This is a genomic window from Chitiniphilus shinanonensis DSM 23277, assembly GCF_000374805.1.
GTDB classification, from domain to species: Bacteria; Pseudomonadota; Gammaproteobacteria; order Burkholderiales; family Chitinibacteraceae; genus Chitiniphilus; species Chitiniphilus shinanonensis.
The window spans coordinates 1-24,721 of sequence record NZ_KB895343.1 but is presented as its reverse complement, the minus strand read 5'-3'; the positions used below and the strand labels follow the sequence as shown (position 1 = coordinate 24,721).

Annotated in this window: 23 protein-coding genes; 11 read left to right on the top strand and 12 right to left on the bottom strand. The window is 66.7% G+C overall.

Annotation, left to right across the window (positions count from 1 at the left end; all coding sequences use genetic code 11):
• Nucleotides 1–17: 17 nt before the first annotated feature.
• A complete protein-coding gene (locus C556_RS0110505; protein WP_018748211.1) occupies nt 18–1,736 on the bottom strand; it encodes a carbohydrate-binding protein in 1,719 nt (572 codons plus the stop codon).
• A 222-nt stretch (nt 1,737–1,958) separates the two neighbouring features.
• Nucleotides 1,959–2,288, bottom strand: a complete 330-nt coding sequence (locus C556_RS0110500; protein ID WP_169338614.1) for a hypothetical protein — start codon at nt 2,286–2,288, stop codon at nt 1,959–1,961.
• Nucleotides 2,289–2,538: 250 nt separating this feature from the next.
• Here C556_RS0110500 and C556_RS0110495 point away from each other — a divergent pair, with 250 nt between their 5' ends.
• On the top strand, nt 2,539–2,769 hold the full coding sequence (locus C556_RS0110495) for a DUF2789 domain-containing protein (protein WP_018748209.1): 231 nt from the start codon (nt 2,539–2,541) through the stop codon (nt 2,767–2,769).
• Nucleotides 2,770–2,816: 47 nt separating this feature from the next.
• Here the strand turns inward: C556_RS0110495 and C556_RS0110490 are convergent, their stop codons facing one another.
• Nucleotides 2,817–3,290 (bottom strand): hotdog fold domain-containing protein, encoded by a 474-nt coding sequence (locus tag C556_RS0110490; RefSeq protein WP_018748208.1) that lies wholly within the window; start codon nt 3,288–3,290, stop codon nt 2,817–2,819.
• 167 nt (nt 3,291–3,457) lie between these two features.
• Here C556_RS0110490 and C556_RS0110485 point away from each other — a divergent pair, with 167 nt between their 5' ends.
• The 4 genes from C556_RS0110485 to C556_RS0110470 are packed head-to-tail and all read left to right on the top strand — an operon-like array spanning nt 3,458 to nt 6,160.
• Nucleotides 3,458–4,048, top strand: coding sequence for a LemA family protein (locus C556_RS0110485; protein WP_018748207.1), 591 nt, complete (start codon nt 3,458–3,460; stop codon nt 4,046–4,048).
• Nucleotides 4,045–4,920, top strand: a complete 876-nt coding sequence (locus tag C556_RS0110480) for a TPM domain-containing protein (RefSeq protein ID WP_018748206.1) — start codon at nt 4,045–4,047, stop codon at nt 4,918–4,920. Before C556_RS0110485 ends, C556_RS0110480 begins: the two co-directional genes overlap by 4 nt.
• On the top strand, nt 4,920–5,417 hold the full coding sequence (locus C556_RS0110475) for a TPM domain-containing protein (RefSeq protein ID WP_245559234.1): 498 nt from the start codon (nt 4,920–4,922) through the stop codon (nt 5,415–5,417). Before C556_RS0110480 ends, C556_RS0110475 begins: the two co-directional genes overlap by 1 nt.
• Entirely contained in the window at nt 5,414–6,160 is a 747-nt protein-coding gene (locus C556_RS0110470) for a TPM domain-containing protein (RefSeq protein ID WP_018748204.1), read from the top strand. The genes C556_RS0110475 and C556_RS0110470 overlap by 4 nt, the downstream gene beginning before the upstream one ends.
• A gap of 22 nt (nt 6,161–6,182) precedes the next feature.
• Here C556_RS0110470 and C556_RS0110465 read toward each other — a convergent pair whose 3' ends face one another.
• On the bottom strand, nt 6,183–6,365 hold the full coding sequence (locus C556_RS0110465; RefSeq protein WP_018748203.1) for a hypothetical protein: 183 nt from the start codon (nt 6,363–6,365) through the stop codon (nt 6,183–6,185).
• Between the two features lie 336 nt (nt 6,366–6,701).
• Here C556_RS0110465 and C556_RS0110460 point away from each other — a divergent pair, with 336 nt between their 5' ends.
• Both C556_RS0110460 and C556_RS24205 read left to right on the top strand, forming a co-directional pair.
• Nucleotides 6,702–7,208, top strand: coding sequence for a hypothetical protein (locus C556_RS0110460; RefSeq protein ID WP_018748202.1), 507 nt, complete (start codon nt 6,702–6,704; stop codon nt 7,206–7,208).
• 260 nt (nt 7,209–7,468) lie between these two features.
• Nucleotides 7,469–8,629 (top strand): glycoside hydrolase family 19 protein, encoded by a 1,161-nt coding sequence (locus C556_RS24205; protein WP_018748201.1) that lies wholly within the window; start codon nt 7,469–7,471, stop codon nt 8,627–8,629.
• Nucleotides 8,630–8,954: 325 nt separating this feature from the next.
• Here the strand turns inward: C556_RS24205 and C556_RS0110450 are convergent, their stop codons facing one another.
• The 3 genes from C556_RS0110450 to C556_RS0110440 form a co-directional block, all read right to left on the bottom strand.
• Complete coding sequence (locus C556_RS0110450; protein ID WP_018748200.1) at nt 8,955–9,167, bottom strand: hypothetical protein; 213 nt, start codon at nt 9,165–9,167, stop codon at nt 8,955–8,957.
• A 127-nt stretch (nt 9,168–9,294) separates the two neighbouring features.
• Nucleotides 9,295–9,474, bottom strand: coding sequence for a DUF1328 domain-containing protein (locus C556_RS0110445; protein ID WP_018748199.1), 180 nt, complete (start codon nt 9,472–9,474; stop codon nt 9,295–9,297).
• Nucleotides 9,475–9,548: 74 nt separating this feature from the next.
• A complete protein-coding gene (locus tag C556_RS0110440) occupies nt 9,549–10,190 on the bottom strand; it encodes an HAD hydrolase-like protein (RefSeq protein ID WP_018748198.1) in 642 nt (213 codons plus the stop codon).
• Nucleotides 10,191–10,363: 173 nt separating this feature from the next.
• Between C556_RS0110440 and dinB the strand changes: the two genes are divergently transcribed.
• Nucleotides 10,364–11,446, top strand: coding sequence for a DNA polymerase IV (dinB, locus tag C556_RS0110435; protein WP_018748197.1), 1,083 nt, complete (start codon nt 10,364–10,366; stop codon nt 11,444–11,446).
• A 208-nt stretch (nt 11,447–11,654) separates the two neighbouring features.
• Here the strand turns inward: dinB and C556_RS0110430 are convergent, their stop codons facing one another.
• The 3 genes from C556_RS0110430 to C556_RS0110420 all read right to left on the bottom strand — a co-directional run bounded on the left by C556_RS0110430 (nt 11,655) and on the right by C556_RS0110420 (nt 14,049).
• Nucleotides 11,655–12,686 (bottom strand): bifunctional nicotinamide-nucleotide adenylyltransferase/Nudix hydroxylase, encoded by a 1,032-nt coding sequence (locus C556_RS0110430; protein ID WP_018748196.1) that lies wholly within the window; start codon nt 12,684–12,686, stop codon nt 11,655–11,657.
• A 220-nt stretch (nt 12,687–12,906) separates the two neighbouring features.
• Complete coding sequence (locus tag C556_RS0110425) at nt 12,907–13,698, bottom strand: cysteine hydrolase family protein (protein WP_018748195.1); 792 nt, start codon at nt 13,696–13,698, stop codon at nt 12,907–12,909.
• An 18-nt stretch (nt 13,699–13,716) separates the two neighbouring features.
• Complete coding sequence (locus C556_RS0110420) at nt 13,717–14,049, bottom strand: DUF2185 domain-containing protein (RefSeq protein ID WP_018748194.1); 333 nt, start codon at nt 14,047–14,049, stop codon at nt 13,717–13,719.
• A gap of 504 nt (nt 14,050–14,553) precedes the next feature.
• On the opposite strand from C556_RS0110420, the gene C556_RS24200 reads away from it, so the two are divergent.
• Nucleotides 14,554–16,092, top strand: coding sequence for a carbohydrate-binding protein (locus tag C556_RS24200; RefSeq protein WP_018748193.1), 1,539 nt, complete (start codon nt 14,554–14,556; stop codon nt 16,090–16,092).
• A 172-nt stretch (nt 16,093–16,264) separates the two neighbouring features.
• Here C556_RS24200 and C556_RS20070 read toward each other — a convergent pair whose 3' ends face one another.
• Nucleotides 16,265–18,100: a TolC family outer membrane protein gene (locus C556_RS20070; protein ID WP_018748192.1), complete on the bottom strand. Its 1,836-nt coding sequence runs from the start codon at nt 18,098–18,100 to the stop codon at nt 16,265–16,267.
• A gap of 277 nt (nt 18,101–18,377) precedes the next feature.
• Here C556_RS20070 and C556_RS0110405 point away from each other — a divergent pair, with 277 nt between their 5' ends.
• Both C556_RS0110405 and C556_RS0110400 read left to right on the top strand, forming a co-directional pair.
• Entirely contained in the window at nt 18,378–18,989 is a 612-nt protein-coding gene (locus C556_RS0110405; protein ID WP_040431046.1) for a transglutaminase-like cysteine peptidase, read from the top strand.
• Nucleotides 18,990–19,038: 49 nt separating this feature from the next.
• The gene (locus C556_RS0110400; protein ID WP_026262991.1) at nt 19,039–20,961 is read left to right on the top strand and encodes a bifunctional diguanylate cyclase/phosphodiesterase; all 1,923 of its coding nucleotides are present in this window, start codon (nt 19,039–19,041) and stop codon (nt 20,959–20,961) included.
• An 82-nt stretch (nt 20,962–21,043) separates the two neighbouring features.
• Here C556_RS0110400 and C556_RS0110395 read toward each other — a convergent pair.
• Nucleotides 21,044–24,721 (bottom strand): VCBS domain-containing protein (locus C556_RS0110395; protein ID WP_018748189.1); only part of this gene is annotated, 3,678 nt, incomplete at its 5' end.

The following is a 24,721-nucleotide window of genomic DNA, read 5'->3' as shown; positions in this document are numbered from 1 at the left end:
GATACTTCGCCAGCCGTTTACAGCTTGGGCAGCACCGGGATCACGTCGCTGCAATTGCCCGTCAGCGGCAGGTTCTGGCAGACGAACTGGCCAGCGCTGTTCTCGGTGGCGGCGCCCGCCGGAGCCGGCTGGTGCACGCGCTGCTTCCAGATCTGCCAGATCATGAAGCCGTCGAAGCTGCGGCCCTTGTTCTTGATGTACTTCACCAGGGTCTGCACGTTGTAGTACGGCGTGGCGATGTTGTTCAAGCCGGTGAGCATGTCGGCGTCGTACTGCACGCCGCCGTCGTTCAGCTTGAGCACCGCGCCGCCCGAACCTTCCGGAGCGATCTCCATGCCCATGTTGATCGGCTTGCTGTAGATCGCCTTGTAGGCTTCGTAGCCTTCGCGCGGATCGTAGTACTCGCCGCCGTCGTACGACATCAGGTTGATGAAGTCGATCTTGTTGCCGTGGTTCTTCACCACGCTGTACATGGTGCCGCCGAACGGCGAGCCCCATTGCACCTTGCCTTCCTCGAACGGCGTGCCCTTGACGTAGTACGCGCCCGTGGACCAGCCGGCGATCGAGATCTTCAACCCGGCGTTGCGGGTCTGGATTTCGTTGTACAGGCTGCTGATGATGTTGGCGATTTCGCTGTCCTTGGAGCAGCTGAAGGTTGCCGCGTCGCCCTTGTTGCAACTGCTGCCCGACGATTCCCAGTCGATGTCCACACCGGCCGCGCCCAGGTCCAGCGCCAGATCGACGATGTGCGGCGCATTGAACTGGCTCCACTGGCTGCCCTGGCTGTAAGACCAGCCGCCCACCGAGATGAAGACCTTGGTGCCGCGCGCCTTCAGGGCCGCGATGTTGTTGCGCAGATCCTGCGATTGCTGCGCGGTGAACTTCTTCTGGCCGTTCGGGGTGGCGGCGCCTTCCACGAACTCGAAGCCGGCGATTTCCTGGTCGAAGGCGTACGAGCCACGGGTGTACTTGGTGTCCGGGCGGACGAAGGCCAGGTTCACGTGGGTGAAGTAGCTCGGGATGTTACTGGTGGTCAGGTCGTACAGGCTGGTGTTCCAGGTGCTGGAATAACCCACGTACATCCGGCTGCCCGGGGTAACCGGCGTCGGCGTCGGCGTGACCGGGGTTGGCGTCACGGTCGGAGTCGGCGTGACCGGCGTCGGTGTCGGCGTGACGGGGGTCGGGGTCGGCGTGTTGCCGCACGCGCCGACGTTCTTCCACGGGCCCCATTCGCCGGATTGCGCCGGGTTATCGCCCTGGGTCCACCAGCGTGCTTCGTAGTTGACGCCGTTGTAGGTCACCTTCTGTCCGCCGGTGTAGGCGGTGCCGCTGTTCCAGGCGGCAAAGCAGGTGGTGCCGGGCGGCGTCGGGGTCGGAACCACCGGGGTCGGCGTCGGCACCACGGGTGTCGGGGTGGGTACGACCGGCGTCGGCGTGGGCGTGGTCGGCGTGGGCGTCGGGGTGGTGCCGCAATTGCCGCCAGCCTGCCACAGCGTCGGCGTCGCGGCCGGGTTCCAGTTGGTGCCGACGTAGGCGGTATGGGTGACCAGCGCGGTATAGCTGCTGCCCGCATAGCTCACCACCGTGCCGGCGGTATAGGTGGTGCCCTCGGCCCACGCGGCGCAGGCGGCCTGCACGCTCATCGGGATGGCGTAGGCGCCCACCGAGAGCAGCATGGCGGAAATCAGCCGGGCGCAGCTGCGCGCGCCGGCCTGTTTCTTGTCCAGCATCTTCATTCGAACTCTCCTCGTCCTTGTCTTCGGATCGTTATCGGCCATGCCCGTGCATGGCCGTGTCCGAGACTGGCCCCGAGGGGGTCGAAATACAAGCGTCAGGAGAAAGTTGGCGGCGTTTGCCCGACAGGCGAACACTTTTGGTTATCGGGCGGCAAGCAAAGCCAAATCAGTCACTTGCATTCATTACCGAACAAGAAAGAAAAGGCTTTCATGGGCCCGGATTCAGAAACGGCGATGACCTACATACAAGCCGTCGTCCTGCCGGGAAACACCGGGCGCGTTCAGCGAGGCCTTCATCGTCCAATGGCTGTTGCCGGCGGCCAGGTCCAGGCGTTGAGTCCACTCCTGCTCGCATTCGCTGCAATGGAAGTGGCGGAATTCCAGGCCCGCCTCGTGGTGCTTGGGGCGCGCCACGCTCAGGCCGAGGTGCGGTTCGTTGGCATGCGGGTTGCGCAACAGCTTGGCGCACTGGATGCACAGATGGGCGCGGGCCAGATGGTGGGCGGCGGCCAGTGCACGCATCGCGGAAAAGTTACGGCTGCCATATTGCATGGTGATTCCCCTATTTAGCTGACGCCCCTGTCGTCGCCGGCCATCCGGCTTGGGCATGACGGCAGAATATCCAGCGGATGCAAGGTCAGTTATCAGGCAGCATCGCGACCTGTCGTGAGAATCGTCTGACACGGGACAGCCGGCGGGAGCAAGCACAGCAAACACCGCTGCGCGGCCCCGGGTAGCCGCGCCGGCTTCCGGGCACGGCGCTTGCTCTACGGTGGAACTGTCCCACCACGGAGCCCTTGCCATGGATACCACCCCGCACACCCTCACCACCCTGTTCCAGCAACTGGGCCTGCCCAGTAACGGCGCGGAGATCGACGCCTTCCTCGCCGCGCACGCACTGGCGGACGGCCAGCGCCTGCCCGAGGCGCCGTTCTGGACGCCGGCGCAGGCCGCCTTCCTGCGCGAAGCCCTCTCGGCCGACGCCGACTGGGCGGAGAAAGTGGACGAGCTGGCCACCCGCCTGACCCACTGAGCCCCGCGACCCCCGCCCCCGCGCGCGTCGACGCCGCCGTGGCGCCCTCAGCCGGCCTTGCGCCGGCTGATCCACATATCAATGGTGGCGCGCATCACCACGGCGCCCGCCCGGTCGACGATCGCCACCTCCACCGGCCAGGCGCCGCCGTCGCCCCAGTCGCGCGGCACCGTGCCGGTGGCGATGGCGCGCAGGTCGGTTTCCGCCTTCTTCAGGTACTCCACCCGCATCCCCTTGGGAATCCAGCGATGGGTGGCCGGCAGCGACACGTCGGTCATGGTGCCCGCCGCCAGCTCGGCGATATTGCACATGGCGATGGCGTGCACCGTGCCCAGGTGGTTGAGCACCGCGCGCCGCTTGCGCAGCGTGACCTCGGCCCGCCCCGGCTCAAGCACCGCAAAACATGGCTTTACCGAGGCGAAGTACGGCGCCTTGAAGCACACCAGCCGCGAAAACAGCCAGCGCCCGGCCGGCAGGGGCGCCAGCCGACGCCACGCCCGGGCGATCGCATTGCCGCTCATGTCGATGTTCCTCCTGTGGATGCGCCAGCATGGCATGCCGCCGCCGCGGTTCCCCATTGCGGCAAACCCTGTCCTGGCTGTTTGAAGCGGCATGTATTGCTTTCTTCGGCATCGCCTTTATCTGACAATAGGCCCATCACTGTTCAGCTTCGCCTGGAGATCATCGAATGAAACGTCTGCTGCTGGTATTGACCACCGTGTTGCTGCTGTCCGGTTGTGGCTACAACGCGCTGCAAGCGCAGGACGAGGCCGTCAACGCCGCCTGGTCCGAAGTCCTGAACCAGTACCAGCGCCGCGCCGACCTGGTGCCCAACCTGGTCAACGTGGTCAAGGGTTATGCCGAGCACGAGAAGGAAGTGCTGACCGAGGTGACCAATGCCCGCGCCAAGGTGGGTTCGCTCCAGATCACGCCCGAGCTGGTCAACGACGAAGCCGCGTTCGCCAAGTTCCAGGCCGCGCAGGCCGAGATGACCTCGGCGCTGTCGCGCCTGCTGGCGGTGGCGGAGAACTACCCCAACCTCAAGGCCAACGAGAACTTCCGCGACCTGTCGGTGCAGTTGGAAGGCACCGAGAACCGCATCACCGTGGCGCGCAACCGTTACATCGCGGCGGTGCAGACCTACAACACCACGGTGCGCTCGTTCCCCACCAACCTCACCGCCAAGATGTTCGACCTGAATACCAAGCCCAACTTCAGCGTCGAGAACGAGAAGGCCATCTCCAACGCGCCCAAGGTCGATTTCGGTAAGCAGCAATGACGCGCCGCCTGCTCGCGCTGGCGCTGTGCTGGCTGCTGCTCGGGCCGCTGGCCTGGGCCGAGGTCGCCGTGCCGGCGCTGACCCAGCGCATCACCGACCTCACCGGCACGCTGGACAGCACGACGCAAACCCGGCTGACCGAACAGCTGGCGCAACTGGAACGCGAGACCGGCGCCCAGGTGGCCGTACTGCTGGTGCCGACCACCCAGCCCGAAGCCATCGAGCAATACAGCATCCGCGTGGTCGACGCCTGGAAGCTCGGTCGCAAGGGCGTGGACGACGGCGTGCTGCTGCTGGTGGCCAAGGACGACCGCAAGGTGCGCATCGAAGTGGGCTACGGCCTGGAAGGCGCACTGCCCGATGCCACCTCGGGCCGCATCATCCGCGAGGACATCCTGCCCGCCTTCCGCAGTGGCGACTTCGCCGGCGGCGTCGAGGCCGGCGTGACACGCATCGCGTCGGTGATCCACGGTGAGCCGCTGCCGCCAGTGAAGGAGTCGTTCATCGACAATCCGGACGACGCGTTCAACACCATCCTGCTGGTGCTGGGCGGCATCCTGTTCGGCGGGGTGATCCTCAGCAAGGCGGCCGGCAACTGGATCGGCAGCGGCGGCGTCGCCGGTGTCAGCGCGCTGGCTGCCTTCAGCACCGGCTTCGGCCTGCCGATCGCGCTCGGCCTGGCAGCGGTGATGGTGATCGCGCTGATGATCGTCCGCTCGGCACTGTTCTGGGAAATCGTGATGATGCTGCTCAGCCGTTCCGGCTCCGGCGGTCACCGCATCGGGGGCGGCGGGGGCGGTGGGGGTGGAGGCGGCGGGTTTTCCGGCGGTGGCGGCGGATTTGGGGGCGGTGGCGCCTCGGGAGGCTGGTGATGCAATGGCGTAGATTGTGGCTGCACCTCAAGCCCAGCCGCGCGCTGGCACGGTTCGACGAACCGGCGATGGCGCGCCTGGAAAGCGTCATCGCCGACGCCGAGGCCGGGCATCGCGGCGAATTGCGCGTGGTGGTGGAAAGCCGCCTGCCGCTGCGCGACGCCTGGCGCGGTCTGCCGGTGCGCGAACGCGCGGTGCAATGGTTCTCCGACCTGCGCATGTGGGATACCGAATACAACACCGGCGTGCTGGTCTATCTGCTGCTGGCCGAGCGGCGCATCGAACTGGTGGCCGACCGCGGCATCGCCCAGGCGGTACCCGACGGCGAATGGCAGGCCATCTGCGCCGGCCTGATCGACGATCTGGCCGGCGGTCGCCCGGTCGACGGTCTCGCCACCGCGCTCCAGGCGCTGGGCCGGCAACTGGCCGAGCACTTTCCGCTGGGCGCGGGCCAGGTCGATCACAACGAATTGCCCAACCGCCCGGTGCTGCGTTGAAACACCTTTGCTGCCTTGCCCTGCTGTGGCTGTGCGCCCTGCTGCCCGCCGCCCATGCCGAAGTGGCGGTGCCGCCGCCCGGCCAGCGCGTGCTCGACCTGACCCACACCCTGACTCCAGCGCAGCGTGACGCGCTGGTCGAGCGCCTGCGGCGGCTGGAACACAACACCGGCAGCCAGCTCGCAGTGCTGCTGGTGCCGACCACTCAGCCGGAAACCATCGAGCAATACGGCATCCGCGTGGCCGAAGCCTGGAAGCTCGGTCGCAAGGGCGTGGACGACGGCGTGCTGCTGCTGGTGGCCAAGGACGATCGCAAGGTGCGCATTGAGGTCGGCTACGGCCTGGAAGGCGCGCTGACCGACGCCGCCACCGGGCGCATCGTGCGCGACCAGATCGTGCCGGCGTTCCGCAGCAACGATTACGCGGGGGGTATCGCGGCCGGCGTGGCGCAGCTGGCGCATTTGATCGACGGTGAGCCACTGCCAGCACCCGCCGAGCCGGAGGTACCTCCCGTCGGCCTCCTGATTCTGAGCGGCCTCGGCATCATGGTGGTGCTCTTCATTGTCGTTTTCGTCTGGCTGTCCCGTCGGCCGGGCGGCCTGGGACGCGAACCCGTGGGCGAGGCGCAGGCGGCGCGCGACGACGATACATCGTCGCGCCGCGACGAGCGCGATGAGGACAAGGACGATTTCTCGGGAAGCGGGGGTCGTTTCGGCGGCGGGGGGGCTTCCGGCAGCTGGTGACGCCGGCCGCCGCGCACTCACATCAGCTGTCGAGCCTGCGGCGTTCGTCGCCGCTGCGGCGCTCGTTGCCATTCAGCAGCATGTTGGTCCAGCGCCATAACGCTTCTTCATCGTCTTCCGCTATGGCGCGGCGGTCGGCGATGCGGCGGTTGGACGGCTCGACCGGCGTCGCCGGGACGGCCTGCTGCAATTCGAGGTGTTCCATCGGTGTGTGCTCCAGGGGTGGACCAGATGTCGATGTAGAAGCCACATCCGGCTTGCCGCATGACTTACGCCGCTTTTCTCGACCAATGGCACCCTGTCACGTCGCTGAAACAAAACATCCGCCCTGCCGTATCTCCGGACTGTCGCGTTTCCTGAGCCCCTGGCCTCGCCTTTCCCAGGGAAAAAACGCCTGTCGCGCATGCAGGATTTACAGCGGCGGGCACGCCGCCGGCCCGGCAATGCGGCGCCCGCCGTGGCATGGAAACTGCTGAGCCTGACTATCGCGCCCCGGTGCCGCCATATCGGCGCCCATGGGCCCGCCGCCAGGAGAACCGCCATGCATGCCATCCCCCCGAACCGCTTCATTCTTGTCCTTGCCCTGCCATGGCTGCTGGTCGCCTGCCAGCGCCAGCCCGAAGCCGCGGAGCGCCAGGTCCAGCCGGCAATGCCGGCCTCGGCCCCCATCCAGGCGGGTGCGCCATCGCAGGCCCCGCAACTGGCGGAGATCGCCGCCGCCTTGCGCGCCGCCTGCCCGGCGCTGGGCGGCGACAGCGTCAAGCCCGGCACCCTGGTGCTCCATCCCGCCGCGTCCGACGCTTCCGTGCCGGCCAGCCGGGCGCCGCAGGCCGAGTTGCGCGCGCAATATGGCTGGACCCGCTGGGCCGAATACACCTTTACCTACGGCGACGAGGCCTGTACCGCGTATGCCGGCGGCGGCGCGCGTCCCGGCGTGCTGATCGAGCCGGCCCGCTGCGAGAAGATCTGCGAAGGTCGCTGGCGCGACGCACCCGCACTGCAATTCATCGAAGCAGCCGGCAGCCCGGCGTCGACACCCCGACAATGAAAACCCTTTCATCGGATGACACCTACAGTCTGTCGGCAGGCTGAAACACTGCTTGAAGCCGGTATTCCGCAATTCAGGCCAAGTCCAGCAAGGCATTGCAAGCGGAAGGACAGACTTACCAACAATCATGCATGCCAATGTCCTGGTTGACGCGGAATTGGCAGACATCAATGCTCCATCTGCGCGTGCGTGCTTCCAACGGCGCGCAACGCCACCGCCGCTAAAAAGGCGGGTTCGATACCAAAGATGGAGAGTCAATCGTGGATGCAATCACCCAATACCGTGCGTGGGTGCCGGCGACGCTGCTCGCCGCCCTGCTCGGCGGCGCGCTGCTGCCCGCGGTCGCCGTCGCCGCCCAGCAATGGGCCGAAGGCAATACCTATACCGCCGGCACCGTCGTGACCTACAACGGCCGCGACTATCGTGCACTGGTCACCCATTCCGCCTACGTCGGCACCAACTGGAACCCGGCCGCCACGCCTACGCTGTGGCAGGACATCGGTCCGGCCAGCGGCGGCGGCACGCCGACCCCGACACCCGGCCCGTCGCCCACCCCCACGCCGGCCACGCCGTCGCCCGGCGGCGGCGGCACCTGCGGGTATGCCGCGTGGAACGCCGGCGCCGCTTACACCGGCGGCCAGCGCGTCAGCTACAATGGCACCGCCTACGAGGCCAAGTGGTGGACGCAGGGTGAAAACCCGGCGCAGTCCGGCCAATGGGGCGTGTGGAAGGCTGTCACCTGCAGTGGCACCCCGGGCCCGACGCCCACGCCCACTCCGGGCCCGACTCCGACCCCGTCGCCCGGTGGTTTCGTCGTCTCGGAATCGGATTTCAACCGCATGTTCCCCGGCCGCAACAGCTTCTACAGCTACAGCGGGCTGGTGCAGGCGCTGTCGGCGTATCCGCAGTTCGCCAACACCGGCAGCGACACCACCAAGCGCCAGGAGGCCGCGGCCTTCCTCGCCAACATCAACCACGAGACCGGCGGCCTGGTGTACATCGTCGAGCAGAACCAGGCCAACTGGCCGCTGTACTGCGATCCGGGCAGCGTCTATGCCTGCGCCCCGGGCAAGCAGTACTACGGCCGCGGCCCGATGCAGTTGAGCTGGAACTTCAACTACGGTGCCGCCGGTGCCGCGCTGGGTCTGCCGCTGCTGGCCGACCCGGACCTGGTCGCCCGCGATTCGGCGGTGGCCTGGAAGACCGCGATCTGGTACTGGATGACGCAATCCGGCCCCGGCACCATGACGCCGCACAACGCCATCGTGAACGGTGCGGGCTTCGGCGAGACGATCCGCAGCATCAACGGTTCGCTGGAATGCGGCGGGCGCAATCCGGCCCAGGTGCAAAGCCGGGTGAATGCGTACCTGAGCTTTACCCAGATCCTGGGAGTGACCAGCGGCAACAATCTCAGTTGCTGATTTGCGCCGTGTTCACGAAACAAAGCCGCCTTGGGCGGCTTTGTTTTTTCCAGGTAATGCACTCGATCGGTGCATGAGGATTGCATCGAATGGGCGGGCGCCGGGCAATGGCCCATTCCATCCTGTAGGAATAGGACTGCCATTGCACACAATATGTAGTAATTGTCCAGCGGGATGTGCCACCAATCGGCGATGCATTATTCCCTGCAATGAATAGGGGAATCGCGTTATCCCGACGCAGCTATTGTCGGGCGGATTGACGATGGCGTGGGTGGCCCGCTCATGCCGTGCGACGCATCGGTCGCGGCAAACGGGCGGAGGGGAATCAGTCTTGGGGTTCCAGGGCTTCGAGCAGTTGGTCGACGGTGAAGCCGCGGGCTTCGGCCATCTGCTTCAGTTGCTCGTGCAGCTCGCGCTTGGCGCGGTTACGCTGGATCAGCTTGTTGGTCTGGCGTTCCTCCGCGGCACGGAGCGACAGCCAGGTGGTTTCCTCTTCGGAAACGAATAGTTGGGACGGATGGGTCAAGCCTTCGATCATCGATGAATCCTGTAAATCCTGATATGCCTGGAGGGCACGCGCAGCGGTGTCCACGCCCTTGTAAGGTACGGATGAAAGCTTCATCTTTCAAGTCTCCGGTGCAAATAAACCGAAAAAAGCCGCCCTGTCACGACTTTGTCACTTTCTTATATACGGTCAGCCCCAGCACCAGGCATAACACGAACAATGCCAGCGCAATGAAGAACAGGATCTTGGCGATGGCGGCAGCGCCTGCGGCAATCCCGCCGAAACCGAACAGGCCGGCAATCACCGACACCACAAAAAAGATCAGCGCCCATTTCAACATGGTGGTCTTCCAGACATTTGACACTGGAATCTTATTTTTTCCCGACGAATGCACGCTGTAGGAAAGAAGCGGATTCAACTGTAGGCCACGCCGGTCAATTGCCCCGCCAGATCGGCCGGGTCGGCGAACACCGCATCCGCCTGCCCCGCCAGCGACGACAACCGGGTATAGCCCGACGCCACTGCGCCGAACGCCATCCCGACGTCGCGCGCCGCCTCGCCGTCGCGCAGTTCGTCGCCGATGCAGATGGCCTGGTGCGGCGCCACGCCGCTCTGCCGCAATACCCGGCGCAGGCGCGCGCGCTTGCCGAACAGCGAGGTCTCGCACTGGCAGTAATCCAGCAGGGCCATGTTGCGCGGCCCCAGCGTGCGACAGACGTTGGTATAGGAGTTGGAAGTGACCAGCGCCAGCTGCACGCCGTGCGCGTGCAACTCGCGCAACGCCTGCGCCACGCCGTCGAACAGCACGATGTCGTGCCGCTCGGCCATCAGCCGGCGGAACGCGCGCGCCACCAGCGGCAGCTTCCAGCCGGGCAGGCCCAGATGGCGCATCATCGCCCGTGCATGCAGGCCCCGCAGCGATTCCACCTCGCCTTCGGCGATCGGCCTGAATCGGTAGCGCGCGGCCAGCGCGTTGGTGGCCTCGATGAAAAAATCGAAGGAATCGGCCAGCGTGCCGTCGAAATCGAAGACGATCAGCTTGTAGGGAACGGTCATGGTGGTGCTGTGGGCGGGCGCCGCCGAAGTGACGCTGGTCGGCGACTTATGGAATCGTGAATATCAGTGTTGCAAAGCAGCCGATTGGTTCCCCGTCGGCCGGTGCGCGCGACGGCTTTCGCATCATATAGAACGAACGTACAATTTCCCATTTCCCGACTTGCCCATTCCGCATGAACGCGCCGCGCAAGATCATCCACATCGATTGCGACTGCTTCTATGCCTCGGTCGAGATGCGCGACGACCCTTCCCTGCGCGACGTGCCGCTGGCCATCGGCGGCGCGGCGGACCGGCGCGGCGTGATCGCCACCTGCAACTACCCTGCCCGCACCTTCGGCGTGCGCTCGGCCATGCCCACCTCGCGCGCGTTGCGGCTCTGTCCCACGCTGGTGCTGCTTCCTCCCGACTTCGAGCGTTACCGCGCCGCGTCGCGCGCGGTGCACCGCATCTTTCGCGACTACACCGACCGCATCGAGCCGCTGTCGCTGGACGAGGCGTATCTCGATGTCACCGGCTGCGACGCCTGCCACGGCAGCGCCACGCTGATCGCGCGCGAGATCCGCGCGCGCATCGAAGCCGAGGTGGGCATCACCGCCAGCGCCGGCGTGGCGGGCAACAAGCTGATCGCCAAGATCGCCAGCGACTGGAACAAGCCCAACGGGCAACTGGTGGTGACGCCCGCGGAAGTGGACGCCTTCATCAGCCCGTTGCCGGTGGACAAACTGTGGGGCGTGGGCAAGGTGACGGCGCAGCGGCTGCACCAGCTGGGCCTGCACACCTGCGCCGACCTGCGCGGCTGGTCGCAGCAGGCGCTGGTGACGCGCTTCGGCAAGCTGGGGCGCTCGCTCTACCACCAATGCCGCGGCGACGACAACCGGCCGGTCGAGGGCGGCGGCCGTCGCAAGTCGCTGTCGGTGGAACACACCTATCCGCGCGATCTGCCCGCGCTCGACGACTGCCTGGCGCAACTGCCCCGCCTGCTCGCCGATTTCACCCAGCGGCTGGCCCGTGCCGATCCCGACGAGCCGCCGCACAAGGCCTTCGTCAAGATCAAGTACCACGACTTCACCCAGACCACGATGGAATGCGTCTGCGCCGCGCCCGACGCCGCCGTGTTCGAGCGCCTGTTGCGCGACGCCTGGCCGCGCGGTCAGCGCCCGGTGCGCCTGCTCGGCATCGGCGTGCGCTTTGCCGACGCGGCGCCGGTGACCGATCCGACCCTGCCGTTATGGCTGGGCGACGAGCCGGTGGTTTAGCACGGCGGACAAAACCCTTCTGGCCGCGTCGCGCGAACTTGCCGTACGTCTTGTACTGTCTGCGTTTCGCGCTTCTTGCCAGAACCGCTGCGCTGGGTTTTGTCAGCCGCTCTTTGCGCGGTCGACAATCCCCCGGCCGCAGCGCGCGGGCCAGACAACGAGGCCCGGTACGTCGCCGTGCCGGGCCTCTTTCGCGGAGAAGGCGACTTCAGTCGTCCAGCAAGCCAAGGAAATGGTCGAGGATCATAAAGTGGTCCTCGCACAGCTCGCCCTCCATGCGCCGCAGTTCGGCGAGCGGCACCCACTGCGCCGCGACGGCATCGTCGGCGGCGGCGATGGCGGGCAGTTCGGCCAGCGGCAGCGGGAAGAAGAAGGCGTGGGTCAGCGTGCGGCCGCGGATCGAGCGATCCGGATGGTCGAACAGCACGCCCGGCCGACGCGCGGCCAGCAGGGTTTCGCGCGGCACCGCCAGTCGCGTTTCCTCGATCAACTCGCGGATCGCCGCCTCGGCCACCCGCTCGCGCTGGTCGAGGAAGCCGCCGGGCAAGGCCCAGGTGCCCCGCGCCGGCTGGCCGCCACGCTGGATCAGCAGCACATGTCCGTGGCAGGCCACCACGGCATCCACCGTGACGAACACCGGTGGATACGGTGCACGCGCCCATTGCCGCCGGTGTTCGGCCAGGTATTCGGCCTCGTCCTGCAGGGCGGCGAACGCCGGGCCGGTGCGAAAGGCATCGAGGAAGGCGGCCGTACTGGGCGGCACCTGGGCGCGCCAGTCGTCGCCACCGGCCAGCCACGATTCGCGCAACGGGGTGGCGCTCAGGCCGTTGAAGTTGTCCTGATGCACCAGCGGCCAATCGGGGAAGTCGCGCAGATAGCCGGTGGTGTCGTCCTTGAGGTGGCCGAATAGTCCGACTCTGGCCTGCGGATGGACCACCACCGCCACCGCGCGGCGTACCGCGGCGGCCCAGCGCGCGCCGTCGTAATAGTCGCGCACCGGGACGAAATGCAGGTCGGCCACCCGCTCCGGCGCCACCGCGGCCACCGCCGCCTCGATCATGGCGCGGCGCTCCGCGGCGTCGAACGGATTGCGGACGCTGCGCGGCGCCGGGCTGGAACCGATCACCAGCACCAGTTGTTCGGCCTGCGCCAGGGCGGCCAGCACCATGCGCAGATGGCTGTCGTGGAATGGCTGGAAGCGGCCGATGAAGACCAGGGCATCGTAGCGGGGGGCGGTCATGCGGTTCCTTGAAACGGTCGGCAGCGCCTGGGCGCCGCCGTGGACATCACGCGGGCGACTGGGGGTGGAGCGGCTGAAAAGATCCAGCGTAGCGGTTCCGGCGCGAAGCGCGGAACGTCCCGGCAGGCGATGGGCAGGACTTCCTGCTGTCGCCCACAGGCGTACGGCAAGTGAAGCCCGACGCCCGCGCGCGTCGCCGGAAAGGCTGCGTCAGCCGCGCTTATCGCCAATCCTCCGCCGTGGCCAGCCGCATGCCGCGCGCCGACAGCTCGGCGACGAACAGCTCGCCCAGCGTTTCGAAGCCGGGAACCGGGCTGGAGCAGTCGGTCAGCAGCACGATGCGCTCGGGCGGGATATAGGTGACGAGGTCGCGCACGGTGGCGGCCACGCAATGCGACAACGCCTGGCCCGCCACCAGCAGGGTATCGGCCTCGGCCAGCCGGGCGATCCAGCGCAGGTCGGGCCGGGTGCGCGGATCGTCGGCGTCGGGCACTTCGGCCTGGATCGCCGAATAGTGCTCGGTGGCCTCGTTCATGCCCTTCTGGACGTAGTTGACCAGCCGGAGCCGCTGCCGTGCCCAGTCGCCCAGCACGTCGAACAGCCCGGCCTCGACGTTGTGGCCCCAGCCGCCGATCAGGCAGTGCTCGGGCCAGACCACCAGTTGGTAGCGCCCGCGCGCCGCCAGCGTCCGCACATAGGCTTCGCTCTGCGCCTGCCGCGCCGGGTCGCGGGTGCGCCAGGCGCCGCTCGCCACGTCGTCCACGCCGATCACGGTGAACGGCGCCGGCGCATCGCCCTGCCTGTCCTGCCACCAGCCCGGATGCGCGATGTCGATCGGATTGTGGGTGTCGAGCGTGACGTGGATGCTGTCCAGACGCGGGCCCAGGCGCTCGATCAGCGCCGCCACGCGACCGAGATCGTCGCAGGCGCCCGCCACCGGCAGCGCCGCGCCGTGGATGTCGCAGAAGTCGTTCTGGGGATCGATGATCAGGAGTTGCAGCTTGCCGGACATAAGCGACCTCGCTCGGGTTCAGTCTTCGCTGACGTCGTAGAACACGCCGTCATCGCCCTTGTCGAAGGCGGCGCCGACGGGCGATTCCAGCAGCGGGATGATGGACTGGTCGTAATTGGCGAGCACGTTCACGTCCAGCAGGCTGAAGTGCTTGGGGTTGTCGATGTAGCGGTCGTCCTCGCTGCCGGCGAAGAAGCGCCAGCCGCTGTCCTCGTCGTCCTCGGGCTCCTCGCGCACCATGTAGCCGACGGGATGACCCTCCAGGGTGATCAGGTCGGTAGCCACGCACAGGCCATGGCCGGTGGCGAGGGGGCGGATATCCTGCGGGGCGATGGTGTATTGCTTGGCCATGACGGATACCTCGTTGGGGATGGGAGCCATAGCATACCGCTACCCTCGCCCGGCCGGGCAGCCCCGTTGGCGGGGCGCGGCCCGGCCGCCGCTCGTCCACCCGCGGGCCCGCTCCATCGGCTGCGCGCGGCGCGGCGCGCCGTCATCCATGCATCGCCGGGCCCGGATCAGCGGCGCGGGCCGGCGGCGCCACCGGCCACTGCGGCGGGCGCGTCGATGTTGGGTTTGCAGCAGCGCCACGGGCGGATGGGAAGCGGATGGGGGCGCGGGTGGGCCGGAACCGCCGCGATGGACGGTCGCGCCGGCGCGCGGATTGCCCGCTTCCAGCGGCGGAAAGCAAGCATCTGCTTATTTTACAAGCTGTTTTTCCATTGCTGTAATGCATCGCCCGGCGCCGGACGCCGGCAACGGGTAGGCGGCCGCCACGGCGGCCAGAGCCCGGGCGGACCTCGCGGCAACCCCTTCGCCCGGCATCCGGAAAAGACTACAAGGATGGAGTAGAGCATGAGCAACAAGACCAAGATGCCGTTCGGCCTGAAGGCCATGACGGCGGCCGTGGTATTGGCCAGCGGCCTGGCGGCCGCCGCCGAGATCGCCCCGTATTTCGAGATGTGGTACGGCGGCGACACCTCCTACCCGGCCCCCACCCTGGCCAGCGCCCAGCAGCAACTGGGCATGAAGAGCGTGACCCTGGCCTTCACCATCGCCCGCAACGGCAGTTGCGACATCTCCAACGACGGCAGCGGCAACAACCTGCTCGACGGCACGATGAAGGACGATATCGCCAACTTCAGCCGCGGCGGCGGCCGGGTCATCATGTCGTTCGGCGGCGCCGCCGGCACCTACGTGGAAGCCGTGTGTTCGGTGGACCAGATGGTGGCGATGATCGAAGGCATGATCCAGCGCCACAACATCCGCGCGGTGGACTTCGACGTGGAAGGCGGCCAGTTGTCCAACACGGCGCTGAACAACACCCGCAACAGCGCGCTGAAGCAGTTGCAGGCCAAGTATCCCGACCTGTTCGTGTCGTTCACCCTGCCGGTGCTGCCCACCGGCCTGACCAGCCCGGGCGTGGCCGTGGTGCGCTCGGCCGCCGACGCCGGCGTGCGCGTCGACCTGGTCAACATCATGGCGATGGATTACGGCGGCAGCTTCTCCAACGGCAAGAAGATGGGTGATCTGGCAGTGCAGGCGGCCACCGCGCTGTTCTCGCAGATCAAGCCGATCTTCCCGAACAAGACCGACGCCGAAGTGTGGGCCATGATCGGCGTCACGCCGATGATCGGCCAGAACGACGTTTCCACCGAGGTGTTCACCCTGGCCGATGCGCAGACGCTGACCAGCTTCGCGCAGCAGAAGGGCCTGGGCCGCATCGCGTGGTGGTCGTTCCAGCGCGACCGCGTCGGCAACGGCGGCCTTGGCGAATACAGCAAGGTCAACACCGCCAACTTCGATTTCTACAACATCTTCAAGGCCGCCAGCAGCAACACCGGCCCGACGCCGACGCCGACGCCGGTCACGCCCACCCCGACGCCGGTGACCCCGACGCCGACCCCGGTCACGCCGACGCCGACCCCCGTCACCCCGACACCGACCCCCGGCAGTTGCTATGCCGCCTGGGCCGAGGGCAGCACCTACAACGCCGGTGTGCTGGTGACCTACAACGGCCGCAACTACCAGTCGCTGGTCAGCCACACCGCGTACACCGGCACCAACTGGAATCCGGCCGCCAGCCCGACGCTGTGGAAGGATGTGGGTGTCTGCAGCGGCACGGGCCCCACGCCGACGCCGGTCACGCCCACCCCGACGCCGGTGACCCCGACGCCGACCCCGGTCACGCCGACGCCCACGCCGGTCACCCCGACTCCGACGCCGGCCGGCACCTGCGCGGCCGCCTGGAACAGCGCGACGGTCTACGCCGCCGCCAACACCAAGGTGAGCTACAACGGCCACAACTATCAGAACAAGTGGTGGACCCAGGGCGACAACCCCGCGCAATCGGGCGAATGGGGCGTGTGGAAGGACGTGGGCAGCTGCTCCTGATCCGGCCCCGCTGCATGGCCGTGGCAGGGTTGCCACGGAAAAAGCCCCGCGCAAGCGGGGCTTTTTCTTTCCAGGCGGCGCCGGACGATGCCGGCGACAGGCAGATGGACCGGTCAGGCAGGCGCGCGCGGATGAAGAAGTGCGTGCCGGCGGGTGGCCGGCACGCGGTGGGTCAAGCCTTGAGAACGCGTTCGCGGACGATCTTCCACTGGTTGTTCTCGGGCATCAGCACCATGGTCTTGGTGACGCGGTCGCGATAACTACCGGTTTCATAGGCCTGGACGAACTTCACCTCGGCGGCATTGGCGGATTTCTTGGTCACGGTGAACCCGTGGATCTCCACCCGGACATTGCTGGGCACCGTCAGGCGCGCCACGCGTTCCGCCTCCCAGGCATCGCGGCTGACCGCGTTTTCCGGCTTGAAGCTGCTGCCGTAGAAGGCGAGGTAGCGGTTCACGTCCTTGGCCGCCCAGGCCGAGGCCCAGTTGAACACCTGCATCTGCAAGGCTTCGTCGGTCACCGTCGGGCGGGTGCTGGCCGCCGCTTCGGGGATCATGGCCGGCGGCGCATCGAGCAATGCCGCATCCAGCTGGGCGACCGTCACCGGCGCAGCCTTGACGGCCACCGGCGTCCTGCCCAGATCGCTGCTGCTGGGCGGCAGGGCGGTATTGCACCGGACCTGTTCGTCCTCCAGCTCGCTGCCCTTCAGCTCGTTCTGGTCGGTTTCCGCGGCCAGCGGCGCCAACTTCAGCGCGGCGAGCAACTGGTGGGTCTGCGCCAGCACCCGGGCCTCGGCGATCTTGCGATCGATCCGGCCCGACACCAGCGAACGCGCGGCGTCGAACAGTTCGTTCTCGGTATCCAACACGTCCAGCAGGGTGCGCTGGCCGATGTCGAACTGTTGCCGGTAGGCATCGCGCGCCTTGCGGGTGGACAGCTCGTGCTGCTCCAGGTAGGTGATCTGCTCACCCAGACGCTGCACGTTGTTCCAGGCGATCTGCGTGGTCTGCCGGATATCGCGGCACGCCTTGTCGCGCAGCTCGAACGCGCCGTTCAGGTCTTCCAGCGCGCGGCGCTCACGCGCCTTGTCGCTGCCGCCCTTGAACAGGTTGTAGTTGAGCATCAGCATCAGCCGGCCGGTGTGGTAGGAACCGTCCACGCCATCCTGGTTGCGCTCGTACCCCTGGCTGGCGCGCACGTCCACCGTCGGCCAGTACGCGGCGCGGGCCACGCCCTGCCCGGCGCGCGCCGAGCGGATGTTGGCCACGGACGCGAGGAACGACGGGTTGTTCTTGATCGCCTGCGGCAGCACCGCATCCGCCTGCGGCAATAGCGCCGCCAGATCGGGCGGCGGCTCCAGGTCGGCCGGCTCCTCGCCCACCAGCCGGGCATAGCGCGCGGAGACGTCGTAGAGGTTGGAACGCTCGGTCAGCAGGTTCGATTCGGCCAAAGCCAGACGGCCGGCGGCCTGCTCCAGGTCCACACGTCGTCCGACGCCGGCCTGGGTGCGCTCCTCGATCAGCTTGTAGATATCCTTGTGGGTATTGTGATTGAGCTCGGCCAGCCTCACCAATTCGCGATAACGCAGCACGTCGTAATACGCCTGTACCGTATCCATCGCGTAGTTATCGCTGGTGGCGAGCAATTCGTAATAACGAGTCAGCTTGGCGTAGTTGAGACGGCGAACTTCATCGCGCGTGGCGAAACCGTCGAACAAGATCTGGCGTAATTCGATGCCAGCACTGGGGTTGGAATAACTGCGGCTGTCGATATTGGGGTCGTCGCGCCAGGCTTTGCCGACCGCGCCCTGGACATCAATGCGCGGATAGTAGGCACCGCGAGCGATGTCCACATCCTCGCCAGCGGCACGAAAATCGTACCAGCGGGCTTTGACGTCAGGATTTCGCAACACGGCCTTTTCCACCGCATCGGCGAGGCTTTCCCCGTAGGCGTGCGATGTCAACGCAAGAACGACGCCGGCAAGCAGCGAGGTTTTCTTGAGGTCCATTTTGCCATTCTCCAAATCAGAGACCTCGCTTCAGCCCAATTGGCGAGGCCGCACATTGGAACGTCTTCTTGACGATTCTTTTGAATTTTCACGTAAAGCCAGTCTACCACATGAATTTTGGTAATCACCCTCCACTCAGCCTATATAGCCCAACAGGGCCTATACTTTTGACGATGATTAAGTTTATTTGGCGGGCAGCCCAGCGGTGCGCTTCCTAAAAAGAATTCCCCCACTACGCCTTACCCCATTTCCGGCTTTTTTTCTGACGGCCATCCTTTTGAGCTGGCCGGTTTTTTCGGAAATCAATGTCGAGCGCATGGAGCAGGTGTTGCAGACCCGGTTCGGTCAGAAGCCGTTGCGGGTGTTCCAGGCATGGCGCCAGGCCGTCGCCACCGCCCGCAGCCTGCCCGAGCCGGAGCGGATGCAGACCATCAACGATTTCTTCAACCGCAACCTGGCTTTCGTCGACGATCAGGTGCTGTGGGGCGAGGTGGACTACTGGGCCACGCCGCTGGAATCGCTCGGCAAGGGCGGCGGCGATTGCGAGGACTTCGCCATCGCCAAGTACTTCAGCCTGATCGAGGCCGGCATGGACAGCGCCAAGCTGCGGCTCACCTACGTCAAGGCGCGCATCGGCGGCCCGGACAGCAAGGTGACGCAGGCGCACATGGTCCTCACCTACTACGCGACGCCGCAGGCCGAGCCGCTGGTGCTGGACAACCTGATCGGCGAGATCCGCCCGGCGTCGCGCCGCCCCGACCTGCTCCCGGTGTTCAGTTTCAATCGCGACGGGGTGTATGTCCCCGGCGCCTCCACCGCCTCGGTGGACCGGCTGTCGCGCTGGAAGAACCTGATGCAGCGCATGCAGCAGCAGGGCTATTACCCATGAACGCGCAACCGGCGCCTCCACCCGGACCATAAGGCACAAGGACATCGTCATGTCACTGCTAAGGCAACTCTGGATCATGGTCATCACCATCACCTTGCTCGCCTTCGTCGGCAGCTTCGTGGTGAGCATGCTGACCGCCCGCAACTACCTGGAGCAGCAGCTCTACATACAAAGCGCCGACAACGCGTCGTCGCTGGCGTTGTCGATGTCGCAGCAGAGCAAGGACGACGCCACCACGCAGTTGCTGGTGACCGCGCTCTTCGACAGCGGGCATTTCGAGATGGTGCGCTATCGCGACGTGACCGGCCGGGTGGTGGTCGAGCGCGAGAACCACGCCATGCCCGAGGGCGTGCCGGGATGGTTCATGCGGCTGTTCCCGATCCAGGTACAGGCGGGCCAGGCCGACGTAAGCGATGGCTGGCACCAGGCCGGAAGCGTGACGGTGCTGGCGCACTCGCGTTATGCCTACCTGTCGCTGTGGGACGGCGCGCTGCACCTGCTGCTGTGGATTTCCGCCGCCGGGCTGGTGGCCGGCGTGGCGATCCAACTGCTGGTGCGCTGGGTCAGCCGCCCCATCGTACAGATGGTGGGCCAGGCCGAGGCCATCACCGAACGCCGCTTCATCACCATCACCGAACCGCGCGTGATCGAGCTGCGCTACGTGGTGCGGGCCATGAACACCATGGTCGCGCGGGTAAAGACCATGTTCGCCGAGCAGGCGACGCGGATCGAATCGCTGCGCAGCGAGGCCAACCGCGATTCGCTGACCCGCCTGCCCAACCGGGGCTTCTTCATCGGTCGGCTGGCGCAGGCGCTGGAGGACGAATCCGCCGCGCCGACGGGCAGCCTGCTGCTGCTGCGGCTGCACGACCTCGGCGGCATCAACCGCCGGCTGGGCCGCGAGCGCGCCGACCAGTTCCTGCAGTTCGTCGCCGGCAAGCTGGCCGCCGCGGGGGCCGAGCAGCCCGATTGGCTGCAAGCCCGCCTGAACGGCGCCGATTTCGCCGTGCTCGCGCCGGGGCTCGGCGGCGAGGAGGCCCACGCCTTCGCCGTCGGACTGCTGGAAAACCTGGGCGAACTGCGCCGGGTGGAACTGACCGACGACGACCGGCTGGCCACCATCGGCATCGCCACCTATCGCCATGGCGACGATCCGGGCCAGTTGCTGAACCGTGCCGACCAGGCGCTGGCGCGCGCCGAGGAGACGTCCGGCAGCGTGGAGCTGCTGCGCGATGGCGACGTGGACGCCGCGCTGCCGGCGCACGACTGGCACACCCTGCTGACCGGCGCGCTGACCCGCGAGGATTTCCAGTTGGCGTCGTTCCCGGTGCTGGACCGCGACGATCGGCTGCTGCATCGCGAGCTGATGCTGCGGCTGCGCCACGACGGCGGCCTGCTGACCGCCGGCACCTTCATGCCGCACGCCAGCCGCCTGGGGCTGACACCGGTGCTGGATCTGGAGACGGTACGCCTCGGTCTGGCCGAACTGGAGCGGGTGGGCTATCCGCTGGCGATCAATCTGTCCGCCACCTCGATCGCCGACACCGGCTTCGTCGATCGGCTGGTGTCGCTGCTGCGCCAGCACCGCGACCAGTCGGGCCGCCTGTGGTTCGAGGTCAACGAGTTCGGCTTCCGCGACGAGATGATCGCCCTCGCTGCCTTCGCGCGCCGGGTGCGGCCGTATGGCTGCAAGCTGGGCATCGAGCACTTCGGCCGCCATTTCAACAGCGTTCCCCAGCTTTACGAACTCCAGCTGGATTACCTGAAGATCGACGGCAGCTTCGTCCAGGCCATCGACGAGCATCCCGGCAATCAGCAGTTGGTGAAGGCGATCGTCGGCATCGCCGCGGGCAACGACATGCTGACCATCGCCGAAGGCGTGCACGACGAGGGCGAATGGCGGGTGCTGCTGTCGCTGGGCGTGGGCGGCTGGACCGGCCCGGCCGCGACCGGCCGCCTGCGCGAAGGTTAGGGCCAATCGACCGGGGCCGCTTCGCCCCATGGCAAAAAAAAAACGGCGCTCCGTGGAGCGCCGTTTTCAATGGAACCGGCCGTCAATCGGTGACCAGCTTGCCCTTGTTGAGCAGGTCCTGGATCACCGCGGCATTGGTGGTGTCGTTGGCGCCGAGGTCCACGTTCTGCAACACGATGGTCTGGTCTTCCGCGGCGAGGTTGTAGCCGCCGGAGAAGCCGCCGTCGTGGCTGATGTGGATCACGGTGCTGCTGCCGCCGCCGCCGGTGTTGGGCACGGTTTCCAGCCGCAGGTAGTTGGTCAGGTTGCCGATGTTGCCGTCGCTGTGCAGTTCGCCTTGCAGCAGGTCGCGCAGATCCAGCTTGTCGTTGTCGCCGTCCGCGGTGCTCATGTTGAAATCCATCACCACGTCGGTGGCACCCTTGGCCACATTGACCGAACTCGGCAGGTGCAGGTAGTTGCCGCCGCCCAGCGCCGTGGCGCCCGGGGTGGCCTGCTGGTCGCCCAGCGTCCACTTGAACACGTCGTTGCCGAGGTCGCCGCGCAACGCGTCGCTGCCCGGCCCGCCGATCAGCGTGTCGTTGCCCGCGCCGCCGCGCAGCCCGTCGGACTGGGCGCCGCCATACAGCACGTCGTCCCCGGCGCCACCGTAGATCAGGTCGGTGCCGCCGCCGCCGAAGATGATGTCGTCGCCGCTACCGCCGTTCGCCAGGTCGGCCACCGGTTGCGAGGTCTTGGCCGCCGCGCTCAGCATGCCGTCCGACGCCTGGGTCACCAGGTGGTCCGCCGTGGTCATCAGGCCGTCGTTCAGCACGAACTTCAGACCGAGGTCCTCGTTGACCGTCCCAGCGGTGCCGCCGCTGTCGCCCAGGTAGATCACGTCGTTGCCGGCGCCACCTTCGACGTAGTCGTTACCGCCGCCGGCATCGAACACCTGGGCGGTGCCGGTGGTGTTGATGACCACCGGGCCTTCCGCGCCGTGCGGCACGCCGCTGCCATCGACGTAGGCGCCGTACTGGGCATAGACGGTGGTGCCGTCGCCCGCCTCGCCGTAGGCCACGGTGATCTGGTCGTTGCCGTCGCGGCCGTGGATGATCGCCGGGTTGTCCACCACCTGGATGGTCAGGCTGTCATGCACGGTGTTGTAGCCGTCGCTGACCGCATAACCGAAGCTGCCCGCAGCCTGCGTGCCGACGATGTCGGTCGGGCTGATGTATTGCAGCGAGGTCAGTTGGTGGATGCTCAGCGTATCGCCCACCTGCACCGCCGTGCCGCCATCGGTGAGGATCTGCCCGGTGGTGGGCAGCGTGGTCACCGTGACCGTCAGCGCATCACCGTTGGGATCGGTCGGGATGTCGATGATCAGATGCGACGGCACCCCTTCGAGGGCGGTCAGCGACTGGCTGCCCACCGTCGGCGGCTGATTGTTCAGCAGCACGGTCACGTCGATGACGTTGCTCGCGGTGGCCTGGTCACCGTTGGCCGTCTCGGTCGCCGTCGCGGACACCTGCAGTTGCAGGTCGCCCACGAAGCCGGCCGGCGGCTTCAGTTGCAGGCTGTCGAGACTCCAGTTGGTCACATCGACCGAGGTGGCCCCCGCCGTGGCGGTGAAGGTATGCGTGCCATCGGTCAGTTGGGCACCCACCGGGATGTCCTTGATCGACACCGCCAGCGTTTCCGACCCGTCCGTGTCCGTCAGTTGCGCGGAGATCTTGGACAGGTGGATCCACTGATCCTGGAGGCCGATGTTGTCGTCCACCTTGCCCAGCGAGATCCCGTCGAGCACGCCGCCGTAGCTGTCGCTGTTACCGGCGCGGAATTCCAGCCGCGACGTGCCGTCCTGCGTGGCCACCAGGTTCAGCGTGAAGTGCTGGAATCCCGGGGTGTCGCTGTTGAGCACCTTGATCAACTGGCCTTCCCAGTACACGTTGATCAGCGAGCTGGACTGCATCCGCGACGAGTAGTCGAACGCCAGTTGGAAGATGTCGCCGGTCTGCGCCTGCAGGTCGGTGTACAGGTTGGCCGGGTCACCGGCGTTGCGTTCCAGCTCGATCACCTTGTTGGTGCTCTGCGCGCCACCCAGGTAGATGTGCTGGTAACCCACCTCCAGCAGGCCGCCCGGGTTGTCGGTCTGCCAGGTCGAGGTGCCGAACGAGATCATGTCGCTGGCCTTGACGTTCGGCGTCCAGCCCGGGTTGTCCGGCAGCGTGATGTTCTGGAAGTCGGTGACGTGGGTGGTCGAGGTGGTGGCTTCCAGCGACAGTTGCGGGGTATCGGCCACCGGCGTGATGTCGATGCGCATGGTACCCACGTTGCTGCTGAGCTCGCCGTCGTACACGGTGTAGTTGAAGCGGGCGTAGTCGGCCTCCTTGTTGCCCACGCCGTTGCCGCCGAAGTCATCCGAGCCGGACTCGTTCAGCGTCGGCAGGAAGCGCAGGTTGCCGCTGTCGATGAAGGACTTGCTGAACACCTGTCCCACCGCCGCCGAGACCCAGTTGCCGCCACCGTCCTTGTATTGCAGCAGGCCATCGGCCGGCAGGCTGCCGACGACGATCGACAGCCCGCTGGCCGGGGTATCGATATCGCTGGCGTTGAAGTCGCCCCAATGCAGGATCAGCGGGGTGTCCTCGATGCCGGTGACCATGCCGCCGCAGGTGGTCGGCGCGTCGTTGACCGGGATCACGTGGATGTTGACCGTGGCCGTGCTGGTGCCGCCCTGGCCGTCACTGATGGTGTAGGTGAACGAGGCGGGCCCGTTGTAGTCCGGATCAGGGGTGAAGATGATGTTGCCGCCCACCAGTGTCACGGTGCCGTGCGTGGGGTCCTGCACCGAGATCACGGTCAGCGGGTCGCCGTCCGGATCGGTGTCGTTGACCAACAGCGTGCCGGTGGAGAGGGTCAGCGGCGTGTCTTCCAGTGTTTGCGCGTTGTCGTTGCGCGCGGTCGGCACATCGTTGGTCCCCAGGATGGTCACGGTGACGATATGAGTGGTGCCGTCGGCACTGGTCACGGTGATCGGGCGGATGACGGTCTCGCCTTCCTTCAGCCCTTGCACCGCCGGGTCGGCGTTGTTCAGCGTATAGGTCCAGTTACCGGCCGCGTCGATGGTCAGCGAACCGTAGACCCCGTCGTTGATGGTGCCGGCGTTGAACACCGCCTGCCCCGCATCCGGGTCGGTCACGTCCAGCTTACCGCTCACCGTCAGTATCACGTCTTCCTTCACCGTCCCCGCGTCCGCGCCCGGGGTGTGCGGCACGATGATCGCGCCATCGTCCAGGCCCAGCACGTTGATGGTGACGGTGGTGGTGGCGCCGTCGTCCAGCGTCACGGTGAAGGTCTCGACCTTCGTCTCGCCCGTTACCAGCGCCTGCACCACCGGATCGGCGTTGTTCAGCGTGTAGACCCAGTGCCCGGCCGCATCGACCGTCAGCGAGCCGTAGGTGCCGGCCTGCGTGCTCGGCACGAAGGTCGCCACGCCAGTCGCGACCAAGGTGCCATCGGCAGTGAGGGTGGTGTCTTCCTGCACCGTGCCGCTACCGAGGGTGGCGGTTTCGTTGGTGCCCTGGATGGTCACGGTGATGACGTGGGTGGTGCCGTCGGCGCTGGTGACGGTGATCGGGCGAACGATGCTCTCGCCCTCCTTCAGCACCTGCACCGCCGGGTCGGCGTTGTTCAAGGTGTAGGTCCAGTTACCGGCCGCATCGATGGTCAGCGAGCCATAGACCCCGTCGTTGATGGTGCCGGCGTTGAACACCGCCTG

Coding starts and splice junctions, on each gene's coding strand:
- C556_RS0110505 (WP_018748211.1), bottom strand. CDS start 1,736: ATGAAGATGCTGGACAAGAAACAGGCCGGCGCGCGCAGCTGCGCCCGG.
- C556_RS0110500 (WP_169338614.1), bottom strand. CDS start 2,288: ATGCAATATGGCAGCCGTAACTTTTCCGCGATGCGTGCACTGGCCGCC.
- C556_RS0110495 (WP_018748209.1), top strand. CDS start 2,539: ATGGATACCACCCCGCACACCCTCACCACCCTGTTCCAGCAACTGGGC.
- C556_RS0110490 (WP_018748208.1), bottom strand. CDS start 3,290: ATGAGCGGCAATGCGATCGCCCGGGCGTGGCGTCGGCTGGCGCCCCTG.
- C556_RS0110485 (WP_018748207.1), top strand. CDS start 3,458: ATGAAACGTCTGCTGCTGGTATTGACCACCGTGTTGCTGCTGTCCGGT.
- C556_RS0110480 (WP_018748206.1), top strand. CDS start 4,045: ATGACGCGCCGCCTGCTCGCGCTGGCGCTGTGCTGGCTGCTGCTCGGG.
- C556_RS0110475 (WP_245559234.1), top strand. CDS start 4,920: ATGCAATGGCGTAGATTGTGGCTGCACCTCAAGCCCAGCCGCGCGCTG.
- C556_RS0110465 (WP_018748203.1), bottom strand. CDS start 6,365: ATGGAACACCTCGAATTGCAGCAGGCCGTCCCGGCGACGCCGGTCGAG.
- C556_RS0110460 (WP_018748202.1), top strand. CDS start 6,702: ATGCATGCCATCCCCCCGAACCGCTTCATTCTTGTCCTTGCCCTGCCA.
- C556_RS0110450 (WP_018748200.1), bottom strand. CDS start 9,167: ATGATCGAAGGCTTGACCCATCCGTCCCAACTATTCGTTTCCGAAGAG.
- C556_RS0110445 (WP_018748199.1), bottom strand. CDS start 9,474: ATGTTGAAATGGGCGCTGATCTTTTTTGTGGTGTCGGTGATTGCCGGC.
- C556_RS0110440 (WP_018748198.1), bottom strand. CDS start 10,190: ATGACCGTTCCCTACAAGCTGATCGTCTTCGATTTCGACGGCACGCTG.
- dinB (WP_018748197.1), top strand. CDS start 10,364: ATGAACGCGCCGCGCAAGATCATCCACATCGATTGCGACTGCTTCTAT.
- C556_RS0110430 (WP_018748196.1), bottom strand. CDS start 12,686: ATGACCGCCCCCCGCTACGATGCCCTGGTCTTCATCGGCCGCTTCCAG.
- C556_RS0110425 (WP_018748195.1), bottom strand. CDS start 13,698: ATGTCCGGCAAGCTGCAACTCCTGATCATCGATCCCCAGAACGACTTC.
- C556_RS0110420 (WP_018748194.1), bottom strand. CDS start 14,049: ATGGCCAAGCAATACACCATCGCCCCGCAGGATATCCGCCCCCTCGCC.
- C556_RS24200 (WP_018748193.1), top strand. CDS start 14,554: ATGAGCAACAAGACCAAGATGCCGTTCGGCCTGAAGGCCATGACGGCG.
- C556_RS20070 (WP_018748192.1), bottom strand. CDS start 18,100: ATGGACCTCAAGAAAACCTCGCTGCTTGCCGGCGTCGTTCTTGCGTTG.
- C556_RS0110400 (WP_026262991.1), top strand. CDS start 19,039: ATGTCACTGCTAAGGCAACTCTGGATCATGGTCATCACCATCACCTTG.